At 42.8% G+C, this 15,086-nt stretch carries 19 protein-coding genes; 4 read left to right on the plus strand and 15 right to left on the minus strand.

The window, feature by feature from the left end:
- Nucleotides 1–131 precede the first annotated feature (131 nt).
- The 6 genes from LKX84_RS02055 to LKX84_RS02080 all read right to left on the minus strand — a co-directional run bounded on the left by LKX84_RS02055 (nt 132) and on the right by LKX84_RS02080 (nt 4,878).
- Nucleotides 132–356 carry a DUF2795 domain-containing protein gene (locus tag LKX84_RS02055; protein WP_013551418.1) on the minus strand — a complete coding sequence of 75 codons (225 nt, stop codon included), beginning with the start codon at nt 354–356 and terminating at the stop codon, nt 132–134.
- Nucleotides 357–481: 125 nt separating this feature from the next.
- Complete coding sequence (locus tag LKX84_RS02060) at nt 482–1,039, minus strand: cob(I)yrinic acid a,c-diamide adenosyltransferase (protein ID WP_228235458.1); 558 nt, start codon at nt 1,037–1,039, stop codon at nt 482–484.
- 90 nt (nt 1,040–1,129) lie between these two features.
- Entirely contained in the window at nt 1,130–1,285 is a 156-nt protein-coding gene (locus LKX84_RS02065; RefSeq protein WP_228235459.1) for a hypothetical protein, read from the minus strand.
- 16 nt (nt 1,286–1,301) lie between these two features.
- Complete coding sequence (locus tag LKX84_RS02070; RefSeq protein ID WP_228235460.1) at nt 1,302–1,799, minus strand: hypothetical protein; 498 nt, start codon at nt 1,797–1,799, stop codon at nt 1,302–1,304.
- Nucleotides 1,800–1,801: 2 nt separating this feature from the next.
- Nucleotides 1,802–3,673: an ABC-F family ATP-binding cassette domain-containing protein gene (locus tag LKX84_RS02075; protein ID WP_228235461.1), complete on the minus strand. Its 1,872-nt coding sequence runs from the start codon at nt 3,671–3,673 to the stop codon at nt 1,802–1,804.
- A gap of 23 nt (nt 3,674–3,696) precedes the next feature.
- Nucleotides 3,697–4,878 (minus strand): DUF4105 domain-containing protein, encoded by a 1,182-nt coding sequence (locus LKX84_RS02080; RefSeq protein ID WP_228235462.1) that lies wholly within the window; start codon nt 4,876–4,878, stop codon nt 3,697–3,699.
- A gap of 89 nt (nt 4,879–4,967) precedes the next feature.
- Between LKX84_RS02080 and LKX84_RS02085 the strand changes: the two genes are divergently transcribed.
- The gene (locus tag LKX84_RS02085) at nt 4,968–5,690 is read left to right on the plus strand and encodes a CDP-alcohol phosphatidyltransferase family protein (protein ID WP_228235463.1); all 723 of its coding nucleotides are present in this window, start codon (nt 4,968–4,970) and stop codon (nt 5,688–5,690) included.
- A gap of 2 nt (nt 5,691–5,692) precedes the next feature.
- On the opposite strand, the gene lptB is transcribed toward LKX84_RS02085, so the two are convergent.
- From lptB to LKX84_RS02105, 4 genes are read right to left on the minus strand one after another with little or no spacing between them, the layout of a single operon-like run.
- A complete protein-coding gene (gene lptB / locus LKX84_RS02090; RefSeq protein WP_228235464.1) occupies nt 5,693–6,433 on the minus strand; it encodes an LPS export ABC transporter ATP-binding protein in 741 nt (246 codons plus the stop codon).
- A 57-nt stretch (nt 6,434–6,490) separates the two neighbouring features.
- Nucleotides 6,491–6,841 carry a carboxymuconolactone decarboxylase family protein gene (locus LKX84_RS02095; RefSeq protein WP_163635871.1) on the minus strand — a complete coding sequence of 117 codons (351 nt, stop codon included), beginning with the start codon at nt 6,839–6,841 and terminating at the stop codon, nt 6,491–6,493.
- Nucleotides 6,831–7,673 carry a twin-arginine translocase subunit TatC gene (tatC, locus tag LKX84_RS02100; RefSeq protein WP_228235465.1) on the minus strand — a complete coding sequence of 281 codons (843 nt, stop codon included), beginning with the start codon at nt 7,671–7,673 and terminating at the stop codon, nt 6,831–6,833. Before tatC ends, LKX84_RS02095 begins: the two co-directional genes overlap by 11 nt.
- Entirely contained in the window at nt 7,673–8,638 is a 966-nt protein-coding gene (locus LKX84_RS02105) for an SIS domain-containing protein (protein ID WP_228235466.1), read from the minus strand. Before LKX84_RS02105 ends, tatC begins: the two co-directional genes overlap by 1 nt.
- A 185-nt stretch (nt 8,639–8,823) precedes the next feature.
- On the opposite strand from LKX84_RS02105, the gene recQ reads away from it, so the two are divergent.
- Nucleotides 8,824–11,025, plus strand: a complete 2,202-nt coding sequence (gene recQ / locus LKX84_RS02110) for a DNA helicase RecQ (protein ID WP_228235467.1) — start codon at nt 8,824–8,826, stop codon at nt 11,023–11,025.
- Here recQ and LKX84_RS02115 read toward each other — a convergent pair.
- From LKX84_RS02115 to LKX84_RS02125, 3 genes are read right to left on the minus strand one after another with little or no spacing between them, the layout of a single operon-like run.
- Nucleotides 11,022–11,333, minus strand: a complete 312-nt coding sequence (locus tag LKX84_RS02115) for a CCC motif membrane protein (RefSeq protein WP_228235468.1) — start codon at nt 11,331–11,333, stop codon at nt 11,022–11,024. The genes recQ and LKX84_RS02115 overlap by 4 nt on opposite strands.
- A 6-nt stretch (nt 11,334–11,339) precedes the next feature.
- Entirely contained in the window at nt 11,340–11,669 is a 330-nt protein-coding gene (locus LKX84_RS02120; protein ID WP_228235469.1) for a CCC motif membrane protein, read from the minus strand.
- 11 nt (nt 11,670–11,680) lie between these two features.
- Entirely contained in the window at nt 11,681–11,998 is a 318-nt protein-coding gene (locus tag LKX84_RS02125; protein WP_228235470.1) for a DUF2752 domain-containing protein, read from the minus strand.
- Between the two features lie 83 nt (nt 11,999–12,081).
- Between LKX84_RS02125 and LKX84_RS02130 the strand changes: the two genes are divergently transcribed.
- A complete protein-coding gene (locus tag LKX84_RS02130; RefSeq protein WP_228235471.1) occupies nt 12,082–12,627 on the plus strand; it encodes a Smr/MutS family protein in 546 nt (181 codons plus the stop codon).
- Here LKX84_RS02130 and LKX84_RS02135 read toward each other — a convergent pair.
- Nucleotides 12,624–13,139 carry a hypothetical protein gene (locus tag LKX84_RS02135; protein ID WP_228235472.1) on the minus strand — a complete coding sequence of 172 codons (516 nt, stop codon included), beginning with the start codon at nt 13,137–13,139 and terminating at the stop codon, nt 12,624–12,626. The genes LKX84_RS02130 and LKX84_RS02135 overlap by 4 nt on opposite strands.
- A gap of 110 nt (nt 13,140–13,249) precedes the next feature.
- Between LKX84_RS02135 and LKX84_RS02140 the strand changes: the two genes are divergently transcribed.
- On the plus strand, nt 13,250–14,398 hold the full coding sequence (locus LKX84_RS02140; RefSeq protein WP_228235473.1) for a cysteine desulfurase family protein: 1,149 nt from the start codon (nt 13,250–13,252) through the stop codon (nt 14,396–14,398).
- On the opposite strand, the gene LKX84_RS02145 is transcribed toward LKX84_RS02140, so the two are convergent.
- The gene (locus tag LKX84_RS02145; protein ID WP_228235474.1) at nt 14,399–15,049 is read right to left on the minus strand and encodes a hypothetical protein; all 651 of its coding nucleotides are present in this window, start codon (nt 15,047–15,049) and stop codon (nt 14,399–14,401) included.
- Between the last annotated feature and the right edge of the window lie 37 nt (nt 15,050–15,086).

Consider the following 15,086-nt stretch of genomic DNA (forward strand, 5'->3'; position numbering starts at 1 on the left):
TAATTTTTCGTTTGAATGGCAAAAGCTGTTCCAAGGATGGGATTGCGATGGAAATCTTTTGCTGGGCTGTCAAAATTACATAAAAAAAAGCCTCAGATGAGACTTTTTAACGTGCTTTGTGCTTTATGAATTTAATATTCATCCTCATTCCAGAGGTAATCTTCCTCGGTGGGATAATCAGGCCAGATCTCTTCGATGGATTCGTATATCTCGCCGCCCTCTTCTTCCATGGATTGCAAATTTTCAACTACTTCCAACGGTGCTCCCGTACGAATCGCATAATCTATCAGTTCGTCTTTGGTGGCTGGCCAAGGTGCATCACTTAAATATGAGGCTAGTTCTAACGTCCAGTACATAGTAACGGTTTGATTTTAAATTTTTTGCAAAAATAATTTTTAAACCCAATTTGTCAAGTAAAAACTGGATTATTTAAAAATTATTTTATTGTTGATAAAACTAAAGGGTTAAAAAAGCGATTTTATCAGTCCATTTTCTCTGGAACCCACTTAATTTCAGTGGCTTTCAGGTCATACGATAATTTCCTGGCCAAAACAAAAAGATAATCAGAAAGTCGGTTGATGTAGGAAAGTACTGTTTCTGGAACAGGTTCATTTTCATGTAAATAGGTAATCATGCGTTCTGCCCTGCGACAAACCGTTCTGGCAACATGACAGTATGACACGGTGGTGTGCCCTCCAGGGAGGATAAAATGTGTCATTTCAGGAAGATTTTCATTCATTTGGTCCATTTCCTTCTCCAAAAGCAATATATCATCCTCATTGATTCTTGGAATTTTGAGGCGTTGGTCCTTATCAGGTTCCGTGGCCAAAATAGATCCTACCGTAAAAAGCTTTTCTTGAATCAGCACCAACATGCTTTTGGAGTGAGTATCCATTTCCTGATCCCGAAGCAGCCCTAAGTGTGAATTGAGTTCATCGATAGTGCCATAACTCTCAATCCGAATATGGTGTTTGGGAACCCTTTTGCCCGTAAAAAGTGCCGTGGTGCCTTTATCGCCTGTCTTGGTGTATATCTTCATGGTTTCAATTGTCAATGTTCAATAAACAATAATCAATTAATAGTTGTTGAATGATCGGTTTATGCATTGTTAATTGTTCATTGTAAATTGTTAATTGTCCCGTTCGTGTTGTCGTTTGCCATCCATGAACCGGCGTGATTTCCTGCGTTTGGTGGATCGTTTGTTTCGGGATAAAATGATCAGATAGAGTAGGCCCAATATCCCAAGTACGTACCAAATGGTGTTATCTGTTGCAACATTTTCCATACCTAAAAATACTTCATTAAATCCGAATGGTGAAATGTTCCTTCACCTGCTCCCTTCGGATAAAGAGGATGCCACAATGGTACAGGTCCATGCTGACGGTGATCTCTGGAAGTGTAGCGAGGCGTTTCCATTCCGTAAGTTTCTTTTTGTCCGTATAAATGCCATTGATGAAAAGCATACTGTTGTTATGAAGTCTTTCATCATCTAACAATAAATTGAATTCCGATATGCCGAGGTTTTCCACAAAAAGCAAATCCAACATTTGTTGTCCGAATTGAACTTCTGGAAATTTTTCGTTTACCAGTTTTTTAATTTGCGGGTTTTGAATAGCAGTATGCTGAACATTAAAATATTCAATGCTCTTGAGCAGCACGTTCCAACTTTTGTCTGAGTGATACTTCTTCTTGTTGTAAAGGCATTTGGTTACAAAGTTGAAGACGAAGGGCGAATGCACCCCGTGTTCGTTGGTGGACTTCAAAAGAAATACAAGAAAGGAGGTGATTTTAAACCACATGATTACCCTTCAAGAATTGAGGAAAGCTCAAACCAGCGTTCCGTTTTGGTCTCGATGGCATCCGAAACCTCCTTAAGTTGCACCGACAATTGATTGATTTGATCGCCTGTTAAGTCAGGGTCGGTAAAGCGGTGCTGCAGCGTCTCTTTTTGTTCTTCAAGTTTTTGGATGTCCTTTTCCAATTGCTTGTACTCTTTTTGCTCGTTGTACGAAAGTTTGCCGCCACTGGTATCCCGCCAGTTTTTTTCCTGTTTCTCTACAACGGTGGACTTGTTTTCCCTTTCTTCCTCAACCTTGCTACTGTCGTAAACGCGGTAATCGGTATAGTTGCCCGGAAAATCCTCAATAATCCCATTTCCCCTGAAAACAAATAGGTGATCCACAATCTTGTCCATAAAATAGCGGTCGTGCGAAACCACGATCAAGCAACCCGGAAAGTCCAACAGAAAGTTTTCCAGCACATTGAGGGTCACGATATCCAGATCGTTGGTGGGCTCATCCAGGATTAAAAAATTGGGGTTTTGAATGAGTACCGTACACAGATAAAGGCGTTTGCGCTCACCGCCACTCAATTTTTCAACAAAGTCGTATTGCTTTTTTCTGTCGAAGAGAAAACGCTCCAAAAGTTGCTGTGCGGAGATCTGTCTTCCTTTTTGCAAGGGAATGTAATCCCCAAATTCTCGGATCACATCGATCACTTTTTGGCCTTCCTTATCCGGAATCCCTTTTTGGGTGTAGTAACCAAATTTAAGCGTATCACCAACCACCACTTTTCCACCATCCACTTTTTCCTGTTGGGTGATGATGTTCAAAAAGGTAGATTTGCCGGTACCGTTTTGCCCGATAATCCCAATGCGTTCCCCTTTGGTGAAATTATAATCGAACTTGTTCAGGATCACTTTGTCCCCATACGATTTGGAGATGTTATGGAGTTCCAAAATTTTGCTGCCCAAGCGTTCCATGTTGAGCTCCAGTTGTACCTCATGCTCCTTTCTGCGTTGATGGGCCCTTTGCTTGATCTCGTTAAAATCGTCGATCCGAGATTTGGATTTTGTCGTCCTGGCCTTAGGTTGCCTTCTGATCCATTCCAACTCCTTTTTGTAGAGCATTTTGGACTTTTGCTGTTCCACGGCTTCCCGTTCCATACGACCCTCTTTTTCATTCAGGTAGTAGGAGTAATTGCCCTTGTAGGTATAGAGTTGGTTGTTGTCCAATTCAATGATTTCGTTACAGACCCGGTCCAGGAAATATCGGTCGTGGGTAACCATGAAAAGTGTAATATTTTCCTTGGCAAAATAGGCTTCCAGCCACTCGATCATTTCAAGGTCCAAGTGGTTGGTGGGCTCGTCCAAAATAAGAAGGTCGGGCTTGTTGAGAAGAGCATTTGCCAGGGCCAACCGTTTTTTCTGACCACCTGACAATGACGATACCTTGGCATCGAGTTTTGTCAATTGCAGTTTGAAGAGGATTTGCTTGTACTGCGTTTCAAAATCCCAAGCTTGATGACGTTCCATGGCCTCAAACGCTTTTTGATAGCGCTCTGCATCATCAGGATTTTCAACGGCCTTTTCGTAGGCTGCAATGATTTTTAAAATCTCGTTGTCGGTAGCGAAAATGGTTTCTTCAACGGTGAGATTAGGGTCCAAATTGGGTTCTTGTTCCAAATAGGAAATCTTGATTCCTTTTCTAACATTCACTTGGCCCGTTTCCGAGGTGTCCTTACCGGACATAATGTTCAATATCGATGTCTTACCACTACCATTTTTGGCAATGAGCGCTATTTTTTGGTCTTTGTTGATGCCAAAAGAAATATCGGAGAACAAAACCAGTTCCCCATAGGATTTCGATATGTTTTCTACCGTCAATAAATTCATGGGATGCTATAAAATCTTCAAGCTTACAACTTGGAATACCTGATGAGGTACACGTATCGGATTGCCAGGGTCAAAAGTAAGGGAATAAGCACGGGTGAAAAAATCTGCAACTTGAATATCCATAGAAGTAACATCAACCCGATCAAACCTAAAGCGGTCCAAAAAAATTTGGATGACCATTCGGGCAATTTTTCCTGAAAGGCAAATACAAAGGCTACCACCATATTCAACGGGAAGGCCCAAAGTACGTTATAATTTCTTGGTGTTGAGGTATGGTCAGTGGCCACCCAAAGGAGAAACAGAACGGTGCCTATAAGCCCGGTGATCAATAGTAAAGAAAAGTCCAGCCAACGACTTCTGGTTTGGTGGCGATAATCAAAATAGGTAATTACCCCGGTAAAAGCCAACAAAAGCATGAACCAAAACAAGGGTGTCAACGGAAAGAACGATTGGCGCATGTGTTCATCATAATCCAGTACGGTGCGTTCCCGTTTCATGATGGGTTTGCCATCCAAGGTGGTGCGCTTGATCTGTTCCATAGCGTAGTACGGCATGAACATATGTTCCTGAACGGTTGCCTTGCGATCCACTGGAGACCCAAATGCCAGGTCAATACCGAACATGGACCAAGTATTAACACTTAGGTATTGGCGTACCAACTGCCTGAAGGTATATTGTTTATCCAGATAAGAGCCATCAAATACAACTTTGTCCCCAAACTGGTCCTTTAAAATGGTACCTGTAATGCTGGAACAATTGTTCAGCAATGGATCGTACAGGTAATCCCGGTTTTGTGGGAGATAGTTGTTCTCTAAAAATTGCAGCATTTGATTGCGCTGTTCCAAAGTCAGGTCCAAAATCTGTTCCTTGATCCATCTTTTTTCCAGTTCATAGGAGTACAAAAAATTGTCAAAAGTGCTTCGGGAAAGGGAATAGATCAAGCGCCCTTTAGCAAAATTGAGATAGAAATTGGGCTTGTTGAAGTCAAAAGTTCCATAATTATAGACCACATCAATCCCCAAAACAGAATCCTGCACCCGAAATGCGCTGTGGCCAAAAGCGGTATAGACTTCATCACCGGCGGCACAGGTCAATAAACTGATCTGGGATTTTTCGGAAAGTTCTGGAACTTGGGAAAACAAGGTCTTCCCTACCAAAAGGAACAAGATCAGCAATAGGGATTTTGGTTTCATTCCGAATTTCATCAGCGCAAATATCAGAATAATTACGGCTCCAAGAAATAGGATTCCGTAACAGTTTGATTTTTCCCTTATTTTTACGGAAATCAATACATATGAAGTCCTATATTCCCAACTTTTTAACGCTTTTGAATGTTTTTAGTGGTTGCATTGCTACGGTTTTTGCGGTATTGAACCATTTGGAGTGGGCAGCGTTGTTTGTTTTTATAGGGATATTCTTTGACTTTTTTGATGGTTTAGCGGCACGAGCCCTAAATGTGCAAAGCGAAATTGGGGTGCAACTGGATTCCCTTGCTGATGTGATCACCAGTGGTTTGGTACCCGGAATTTTCATGTATCAATTGCTGAATATGGCCGAAAGAGGAGGGTGGAACCTCGGCTTCGGTCACGATATGGAACTCTCCGTAATGCCATTTTTGGGATTTGTGATCACCTTGGCGTCTGCCTATCGTTTGGCCAAATTCAATGTGGATGAAAATCAGGTTTCGTCATTTGTGGGCTTGCCCACACCGGCCAACACACTTTTGATCATTTCGTTGCCCTTGATCTTATTGTACCACAACAATGAAGTGCTCAACGGAATCATCCTCAATCCCTGGTTTTTGATTGGGTTAACGATTTTTAGTGCCTATTTGTTGAATTCACCAATTGAACTTTTTGCCTTAAAATTCAAAAATTGGAGTTTTAAGGATAATGGAATACGCTATTTGTTCTTGATAGGGAGCTTGGTGATGTTGTTGACCCTGAGGTTTTTGGCCATCCCCTTGATCATTGTGTTCTATATTCTGGCCTCGTTGTTGACGCCTTCCGGAAAGTAAATCTAGAAATCGAGTTTCTTTTTTCTAAGCTCGAAGTTCTGACCCAAATATACCTTTCGGACCATTTCGTCCACTGCCAATTCCTCTGGAACACCTGCTTTTAGAATGCCACCTTCAAACATGAGGTAAGAACGTTCCGTAATGGCCAAGGTTTCCTGAACATTGTGGTCGGTGATCAAAATACCGATGTTCTTGTTCTTCAATTGGGCTACGATACGCTGGATATCCTCTACAGCAACGGGATCCACCCCGGCAAAGGGTTCATCTAACAAAATGAATTTTGGGTCAGTAGCCAAGGCCCTGGCGATTTCAGTACGTCGGCGTTCCCCTCCTGAAAGCAAGTCGCCACGGTTTTTACGGATATGTCCCAAACCAAATTCATCAATGAGCGACTCCATTTTCATGTGTTGCTCCTTTTTGCTCAAATTGGTGAGTTGTAGTACGCTCAGGATATTTTTCTCAATGCTCAGTTTTCGAAATACGGAAGCTTCTTGCGCCAAATAGCCGATTCCGTGCTGCGCCCTCTTGTACATGGGAAAAGCGGTGATGTCAGTACTATCCAGGTAAATGTTGCCGCCATTCGGCTTTATTAAGCCTACAATCATATAGAACGAAGTGGTCTTACCGGCACCGTTAGGACCCAAAAGCCCTACGATTTCACCTTGATTCACTTCAAGGGAAATACCCCTAACAACTTTTCGGCCACGGTAGGCCTTCATGATATTTTCTGCGCGTAGCTTCATAGGAACGTGCCAAAACTAAACATATTCTTCTTCTGGGATGGTGTCTTTTGGTTTTTTTTAAGCATCGGTTGCTTCTAGATCTTCCCAAAATTCATAGGCCCTGCGCAAGTGTGGGACAACAATGGTACCACCCACCAAAGTGGCAATACCAAGAGTTTCCATTACTTCTTCCTTGTTGGCGCCAGCTTTTTTGGAGCTTTCCAAATGGTATTTTACACAATCGTCGCAACGCAGAACCGCAGAGGCGACCAATCCCAAAAGTTCCTTTGTCTTAACATCCAGGGCGCCGGCCATATAAGCGTTGGTGTCCAGATTAAAGATGCGTTTGATCAACTTGTTGTTGTCGGCCAACAACTTTTCGTTCATTTTGGAACGATAGGCATTGAACTCTTCTACTTTATTTGGCATTTTTCTGTGCTTTTTCTTTTTTCTTCTCTCTTCTCACTACCCAGGCAGAAATGTAGATACTGATCTGGTACAAAATAAGTACTGGAATGGCCACAACGATTTGACTGGTAATATCTGGAGGGGTGATGATGGCAGATAGGATCAAAACGATCACCAATGCAATCTTTCTGTACTTCTTCAAGAATTCTGGGGTTACCAAACCAACCTTGGTCAAGAAATAGATGACTATCGGGAGCTCGAACATGATCCCACAAGCAATGACCGAGGCCCTAACGGTTGATACATAAGAGGCTAGGTCGATCTCGTTCAAAACTTCTTTACTGACCTGATAAGATCCCAAAAAGTTGATGGACAATGGGGCCACTACATAATATCCGAAGAGCACACCCAAAAAGAACAAGGCGGAAGCCGTAAGGATAAATCCTCTGGAGTGCTTGCGCTCTTTTTCATAAAGTCCAGGACTGATAAATCTCCACAACTCATATAGAATATAGGGGAAGCCAATGATCACACCCGCCCAAATGGATGTCCAGATGTGGGCAGAAAATTGCCCGGCCATCAATCTACTCTGAATGGTGAAGGGCAAGGATTCACTACAAAATTCCGATGTTACCCCAAAAAAGGTGGCGATGTTACAAAAGAACTTGTAGGTTGGGAAATCCATATTCTTGGGACCAAATAGGATGGTGTCAAAAATGAACCCCTTAAAAATAAATGCGAAGCAGGCAATGATGACCACCGCCAGGGTGGAGCGTATCAAATGCCAGCGTAATTCTTCCAAATGGTCCAAAAAGGACATCTCATCCGGATTTTTTTTCTGTGTTTTTGCCATTATAGGATTCCCTCGTTTATAAGGTTATGGATATGGACCACGCCCGCGTAGGTGTCGCCATCAAAAGCCAATAGCTGTGAAATGCTCTTTTCTTGGAGCAGTTTCAAGGCATTGATGGCCAAAGTCTCCACATCCACTGATTTTGGGTTGGAAGTCATGATGTCCTTGGCGGTTAGTCCACTGATATTGTCATATTTGCTGAGCATTCGCCGAATGTCACCATCCGTTACAATGCCCACTACCTCGTTATTTTCCATCACGGCGGTGACCCCCAACATTTTGGAAGATATTTCAACGATCACTTCCTTTACACTGGTGTTGATGTCCACTTGTGGTTTTTCGTTGTTCACCACAATATCGGCCACCCGTAAATACAGCTTTTTGCCCAAGGCTCCCCCAGGATGATACTTTGCAAAATCGGCACTGCTGAATCCTTTGAGTTCCAAAAGGCAAATGGCGAGGGCATCTCCCATGGCCATTTGGGCCGAAGTACTCGTTGTTGGGGCAAGATTGTTCGGGCAGGCTTCTTTTTCCACAAAGGTGTTCAGGACAAAATCGGCTTGTTTCGCCAAAACGGAATCCATGTTACCAGTAATGCCGATAAGTTTGTTCTTCCCTATTTTGATGAGGGGAAGCAAAGCTTTGATCTCGGGCGTATTCCCACTTTTGGAAAGGCATATGACCACATCATTCTCCTGAATGGTGCCCAAGTCGCCGTGAATGGCATCCGCAGCATGCATAAAAATGGCGGGAGTGCCAGTAGAATTGAGGGTGGCCACAATTTTGGAAGCCACAATGGCACTCTTTCCTACCCCGGAAACCACCACTCTTCCCTGCGATTCTAAAATGAATTGTACGGCATGGGCGAACTGGTCATCAAGCAGTTCGATCAAATTGGAGATTGCCTTGCTTTCAATTTCAAGTGTCCGCTTTGCGATGGATAAAATTGACTGAATGTCGCTCAAAGTAAATAACGGATTATCTAATTGTATTCCTAAAAGAATATCTTATCTTTAAGATTACAAAACTAATCAAACTATCTTTTACAGACCATTATGGGAGATAGAATACTTCCTACTTTTGAAGATTGATTAAAATGATTGTTTCAATGGCCTTTCAGGTTGCTTGTTATTAATTGAAAAATGCGGAAATGAGCCTAACCAATACCGATTTGCATTCCTCACTCAAAAAATATTTTGGTTTCTCAAAATTTAAGGGGCTCCAAGAAGATGTGATCCAGAACGTACTGGACGACAAAGATACTTTTGTAATCATGCCCACTGGGGGTGGAAAATCCCTGTGCTACCAGTTGCCTGCCATTATGAAGGAAGGTACTGCCATTGTGGTTTCCCCTTTGATTGCCCTGATGAAAAACCAAGTTGATGCCATAAGAGGCATTTCCGAACAGAATGGCATAGCGCACGTGCTGAATTCCTCGCTCACCAAGACCGAGGTGAAACAGGTGATGGAGGATATATCCAGCGGGATTACCAAATTGTTGTACGTAGCACCGGAATCCCTGACCAAGGAAGAGTATGTGGATTTTTTGAGAAGCGTGAAACTTTCCTTTGTTGCGGTGGACGAAGCGCATTGCATCTCGGAATGGGGACATGACTTTAGACCGGAATACCGAAACCTCAAGGGTATCATCAACCGATTGGGAGAAGGAATTCCTATCATTGGTCTAACCGCAACGGCCACGCCAAAAGTACAGGAAGATATCATTAAAAATTTAGGGATGAGCGATGCCTTGGTGTACAAGGCTTCGTTTAACAGGCCCAACCTCTATTATGAAGTACGGCCCAAGACCCAGAATGTAGATGCCGATATCATCCGATTTGTAAAACAGAACCAAGGCAAATCGGGTATCATATATTGTTTGAGCAGAAAACGGGTAGAGGAACTTGCACAGGTTTTACAGGTGAATGGCGTGAGTGCCGTTCCGTACCATGCCGGATTTGATGCCAAGACTAGGGCCAAATATCAGGACATGTTCCTGATGGAAGAGGTGGATGTGGTGATTGCTACCATTGCTTTTGGTATGGGAATCGATAAACCGGATGTCCGCTTTGTCATCCATCACGATATTCCAAAAAGTATAGAAAGCTATTATCAGGAAACCGGTCGTGCCGGCCGTGATGGCGGTGAAGGACATTGTTTGGCCTTCTATTCCTATAAAGATGTTGAAAAGCTGGAAAAGTTCATGTCCGGTAAACCCGTGGCAGAACAAGAAATAGGTAATGCCCTTTTGCAGGAAATTGTGGCCTATGCCGAAACATCCATGTCACGAAGAAAATTCATCCTCCATTATTTTGGGGAAGAATTTGATGAGGTAAATGGCGAAGGAGCCGATATGGACGACAATTCCAGAAACCCGAAACCGAAGGAAGAGGCCAAGAACGAAGTGGTAAAACTGCTCAGCGTAGTTCGGGATACCAAGGAAAAATTCAAGACCAAGGAAATCGTCAGGATTTTGGTGGGTAAGACCAATGCGATGATATCCTCTCATAAGACCGATGAAAAGGAGTTTTTTGGAATCGGGGCCGAAAAGGACAAATTGTACTGGATGGCCTTGGTGCGACAAGTGCTTGTTGCGGGGTTGCTCAAAAAGGAAATAGAACGCTACGGCATTTTGCATTTGACCGATGCGGGGGATCAGTACCTAGAAAATCCGGAGTCGTTCATGATGACCAAGGATCATATTTATACCGAGGAAACCACCGATGCCGCCAACCAGATGGGTAAGGCTGTTGGAATGTCAGCGGACGACAACTTGTTGAAATTGTTGAAAGACCTCCGTAAAAATGAGGCCAGAAAAAGGGAAGTGCCACCTTTTGTGGTTTTCCAAGATCCTTCGTTGGAAGATATGTCCCTGAAATATCCGATCACCATGGATGAGCTTTTGAACATTCAAGGAGTAGGTGAGGGTAAGGCCAAGAAATACGGAAAGCCATTCATTGATCTCATTGCCAAATATGTAGAGGAGAACGATATCATCAGACCGGATGATCTTGTGGTAAAAAGTACAGGCGCCAATTCGGCCCTGAAATTATACGTCATCCAAAGTATTGACAGAAAATTGGCGTTGGATGATATTGCCTCTGCCAAGGGATTGGAGCTTTCTGAACTCATCAAGGAAATGGAACAGATCGTTTTCAGTGGAACCAAATTGAACATTGGTTACTGGATCGATGAAATTTTGGATGAGGACCAGCAAGAAGAAATCCACGACTACTTTTTGGAAGCCGATTCGGATTCCATATCAAAGGCCATTGAGGAATTTGATGGCAGCTATGACGATGAGGAACTCCGATTGTACCGACTCAAATTTATAAGTGAAGTGGCAAACTAATAGTTGCCACTCCACTCACCTGCCGTAATCATGGCAATGATAAATCCAAAATAAAGGATAAACAGCACTAAGTAGACCAAGGCCAAGGCCAAACCGATATAGGCTAGAATCTTCCCTGTTTTTACGTTGCTGTAATCCGTATAACTTTCCGGACTTTGTAAGTATAATTGATTGGCGGTCTTCGCTTTCACTAAGGCGATGATGCTAAAAATAACACCGAAGGGACCGCAACATACCAAGGTGCCGACTATGGAAATGATTCCCATGGTCAGCACGGTACTTGCCCCGGGTAAGGGTTGTTGGCTCATATATTTCTATTGTTGATATTGTTCAAGAATTTCTTGCATTCTTTGTGGATCTTGTAAGGTTTCCCATCCAAAGAAGGAAACGGCCCAAATCATGTATGCAATGGTTAAAATGTTCAAAACAATACCAATGATGGCCAAGATCCTGCCAGTTTTTACGGTTGATAAGCCTTCATACATATCAGGGTTTTCGGCGTGGAGTTTCATAGCCTTGTTGGCCAAGACCAATGCAATCACACCGAAGATTAAACCAAGTACCCCATAACAACAGCAGGTTACGATCGAGATAATGCCGAAGACCATTATCAGGGTAGCATTTGGAAGTTTTTGTTGTTCCATAATTTAAAGTTTTAATTAAAAAGGTTATTCATTTTTAGGATATAGCTGACAATGATGGTCCCTGCTACAAGTAGCATCAGAACCATTTTTATTTGTTGCGCATATTTGAGTTTCACGAAAAAGGTGGTGCTCAAAAAAAAGAGCAACATGATGATGGGATAAATGGCAGGATACATTTGGAAAGCGGCCAAAAATTCCCCGTGAAACAAAAGATCTACCGAGCGCTGCATACCACAACCTGGACAGTCCAACCCGAACAATTGTTTGTTAAGGCAGGGCAACATATAATCCTTCAAACTGAGGGCGAATATGGTTGGTTGTAATGGCATCTTAGTCAGTAATAGGCGAAAAATACTATTATTTTTGTTTACTGGTTTAACTTTGTGGTCATTTTTTTGACCAATTAAGGGATATGGGCAAATTTTCAATAGGAGATAGAGTAGAGGTGCTGGATGAGGCCATAAAAGGCGTCGTGCAAGACGTTGATGGCGATATGGTGACGTTGATCACAAAAGACGGTTTCCCAATGAAATACCATGTCAAGGACTTGGTGAAGGTTCACGGTAAAATTTCGGTCTCCAATTTTGAAGTTTCCCAAATCAAGGAAGAAAAGGAGATTCCGAAAAGAAGAAAGACGTCCAACATCAAACCCAAGGAGCGTAACCTACCCAAAATGGAAGTAGACCTGCACATTCATCATTTGGTGAAATCCACCAGGGGACTAACCAATTTTGATATGCTCAACATACAAATGGAAACCGCCAAGCGACAATTGGACTTTGCCATCCAAAAGCGTATCCAAAAAGTGGTCTTTATCCATGGAGTGGGCGAAGGTGTCCTAAAGGACGAGTTGCAGTATCTTTTCAATAAGTACGATAACCTAAAATACTACGATGCCGACTACCAAAAATATGGTCTGGGAGCCACGGAAGTCTATATTTTCCAGAATAATCCCTAAGGAATAGCGGTGGTTACTTCCCCAAATTCGCTAATGGTCAAATTGGTGATTCTTTCGCCATTACCGGTCACAAAGGAGATGCCGCTCAAACTGATGTTGTGCACAAAGTTGGTCCCATCCGTATCTGCATATGTTTCAATAATGACCAATCCGTCTTCAGCCTCAACTTCTTCTAGGACCACAGGGTCAGCGGTTGGAATATCATCACAGAAATAATCATTGTCCACATCGTCATTGAAAATCCGATAGGTCACCTGGGATTGGCTGGAAACCGTACTTTGCGTAACAATCGTGTCGCCTACCACCCCTTTGTTCAAAACGCCACTTTGTAATTCCAGGATAAGGGCTTCGGTACCATTGATCTTGAACAAAACGTTCTTGGTGGTCGCAACAGGGGCGGAACAATACTGGAGTGAAACACTATCGAAATCGATGGTCTCTATCTGAAGGTCACCATCACTGCAAGAAAAAAGGGCCAAAGCGCACAAGGCCAAAAAGAAATATTTTCCCATGCTCCAAATTTAAAGCAATTCCATTTGATTGGCCCAATCGTAAGGTTGACTTTAAAGGAAATTAACTTTATTTCCCGTATTTTTGCACCGTTAAATTTGACGACTTGACCATGCAAAAAGTATACCTGGACAATGCGGCGACTACGCAGGTAAGGGATGAGGTGATTTCAAGGATGCAAGAGGCCCTGGCTGTACATTATGGCAACCCATCTTCTACACATAGTTTTGGGCGGACTGCAAAAACCGCGGTGGAACAAGCTAGGAAAACCATTGCCAAAACCTTGAATGCCCAACCTTCGGAGATCATTTTTACTTCTGGTGGAACGGAAGCCGACAACATGATTCTGCGTTGTGCAGTGAGGGATTTGGGGGTGCAGACCATTATCACTTCCAAAATTGAGCACCATGCCGTGTTGCATACGGTGGAAGAATTGGAAAAGGAATACGGAATTGCGGTTTGGTATGTTGATCTTGATGCCGATGGTAACCCGGATATGGGTCATTTGGAAACCCTTTTACAAAAAGACGGTTCCAAGAAGTTGGTCAGTTTAATGCATGTGAACAATGAGATCGGGAACATTACAGATATTGCCGCTGTCGGGAAACTTTGCCAGCAATATGGAGCATTGTTCCATTCCGATACAGTGCAATCCATTGGGCACTATCCTTGGGATGTGCAATCGGTGCATATCGATTTTATGACGGCTGCCGCCCACAAGTTCCACGGCCCAAAGGGTATCGGTTTTGCCTTTATCAAGAAAAATTCAGGTTTGAAACCCTTGATCGTTGGTGGTGCCCAAGAAAGGGGATTTAGGGCCGGAACGGAGCCTTTCCACAACATTGTTGGTTTGGAAGAATCTTTTGTGAAGGCCTATGAGCATTTGGAAGAAGAGACCAATACCGTTAAGGAGCTGAAACGCTATTTTGTTGAAAAGGTACAACAGGAAATTCCCGGAGCCATTTTTAACGGTTTGTCTGGCGACCTGGATAAAAGTACCTATACTTTGGCCAATGTCAGATTGCCTTTTGACAAACAAAAAGGTTTGATGCTGCTTTTTCATTTGGATATGAAAGGAATTGCCTGTTCCAAAGGAAGTGCTTGCCAATCAGGAAGTGATCAGGGATCCCATGTACTGGCTGAGATTTTATCACCGGAAGAAATGGATAAACCTTCTTTGCGGTTCTCGTTTTCCATGTACAATACCAAGGAAGAATTGGATTATACGGTACAAGTGTTAAAGGAATACGCCAATTCCTGATCAGTCCTTGTTCTTCTTTTTCTTTTCCTTGTCGTAAGGGAATTTACGTGAAGCCGTCCTCATCATTCTATCAATGAGTTCGTTGGTGTTCTTGCCTGTCTTTTTGGTGATGCCGTTTTCGTATTTCCAAAGAAGCTTACCGGTATTGCCATCACTGATCTTGAGTCCGATTCTACCGTAATTGGCATCTCCACTGAAATAATCCATAAAACTGAAGTCGGTAGGAACTCCTTCGGAAAGCAAAATGTTCAGGTTCAAGTTGCCACTGATGATACCATCCACTTCCAATAGCTTACAAAGTTCTTGGGTAGTATACGTGTCAATGTTGTTGTAGTCTATTCCGTTTTGGGCCAAGATGGCATTGGTGTTGTGGATGTTCTGAAAGTCCACATTGAATTTTTTCCTCTTTTTGCGACGGGCAAAATAGGTTTCCAATGCATTTTGAACGGCATACCCTTCTTTTTTGGCCAAGACTTTCAATTCGTCATGGTCAACCGTTTGTTTTAGTTCAAGGTGTGCAATAAATGGAATGATGGCCAATATTTCATGGTCCTCGGTAAGCTCGTCAAACTTGGTGTTCTCATAAATGTTCTTTTGTGCCGAAACCATCACGCTGGCCAATAGAACAAAGACGAAGACAATTTTTTTCATCTAAAATGTATTAAACTAATCATGACCAAATAGTTGG

Origin of the sequence: Allomuricauda sp. M10, from assembly GCF_020782875.1 — a bacterium.
GTDB lineage: Bacteria > Bacteroidota > Bacteroidia > Flavobacteriales > Flavobacteriaceae > Flagellimonas.

Coding starts and splice junctions, on each gene's coding strand:
- LKX84_RS02055 (WP_013551418.1), bottom strand. CDS start 356: ATGTACTGGACGTTAGAACTAGCCTCATATTTAAGTGATGCACCTTGG.
- LKX84_RS02060 (WP_228235458.1), bottom strand. CDS start 1,039: ATGAAGATATACACCAAGACAGGCGATAAAGGCACCACGGCACTTTTT.
- LKX84_RS02065 (WP_228235459.1), bottom strand. CDS start 1,285: ATGGAAAATGTTGCAACAGATAACACCATTTGGTACGTACTTGGGATA.
- LKX84_RS02070 (WP_228235460.1), bottom strand. CDS start 1,799: ATGTGGTTTAAAATCACCTCCTTTCTTGTATTTCTTTTGAAGTCCACC.
- LKX84_RS02075 (WP_228235461.1), bottom strand. CDS start 3,673: ATGAATTTATTGACGGTAGAAAACATATCGAAATCCTATGGGGAACTG.
- LKX84_RS02080 (WP_228235462.1), bottom strand. CDS start 4,878: ATGAAATTCGGAATGAAACCAAAATCCCTATTGCTGATCTTGTTCCTT.
- LKX84_RS02085 (WP_228235463.1), top strand. CDS start 4,968: ATGAAGTCCTATATTCCCAACTTTTTAACGCTTTTGAATGTTTTTAGT.
- lptB (WP_228235464.1), bottom strand. CDS start 6,433: ATGAAGCTACGCGCAGAAAATATCATGAAGGCCTACCGTGGCCGAAAA.
- LKX84_RS02095 (WP_163635871.1), bottom strand. CDS start 6,841: ATGCCAAATAAAGTAGAAGAGTTCAATGCCTATCGTTCCAAAATGAAC.
- tatC (WP_228235465.1), bottom strand. CDS start 7,673: ATGGCAAAAACACAGAAAAAAAATCCGGATGAGATGTCCTTTTTGGAC.
- recQ (WP_228235467.1), top strand. CDS start 8,824: ATGAGCCTAACCAATACCGATTTGCATTCCTCACTCAAAAAATATTTT.
- LKX84_RS02115 (WP_228235468.1), bottom strand. CDS start 11,333: ATGAGCCAACAACCCTTACCCGGGGCAAGTACCGTGCTGACCATGGGA.
- LKX84_RS02120 (WP_228235469.1), bottom strand. CDS start 11,669: ATGGAACAACAAAAACTTCCAAATGCTACCCTGATAATGGTCTTCGGC.
- LKX84_RS02125 (WP_228235470.1), bottom strand. CDS start 11,998: ATGCCATTACAACCAACCATATTCGCCCTCAGTTTGAAGGATTATATG.
- LKX84_RS02130 (WP_228235471.1), top strand. CDS start 12,082: ATGGGCAAATTTTCAATAGGAGATAGAGTAGAGGTGCTGGATGAGGCC.
- LKX84_RS02135 (WP_228235472.1), bottom strand. CDS start 13,139: ATGGGAAAATATTTCTTTTTGGCCTTGTGCGCTTTGGCCCTTTTTTCT.
- LKX84_RS02140 (WP_228235473.1), top strand. CDS start 13,250: ATGCAAAAAGTATACCTGGACAATGCGGCGACTACGCAGGTAAGGGAT.
- LKX84_RS02145 (WP_228235474.1), bottom strand. CDS start 15,049: ATGAAAAAAATTGTCTTCGTCTTTGTTCTATTGGCCAGCGTGATGGTT.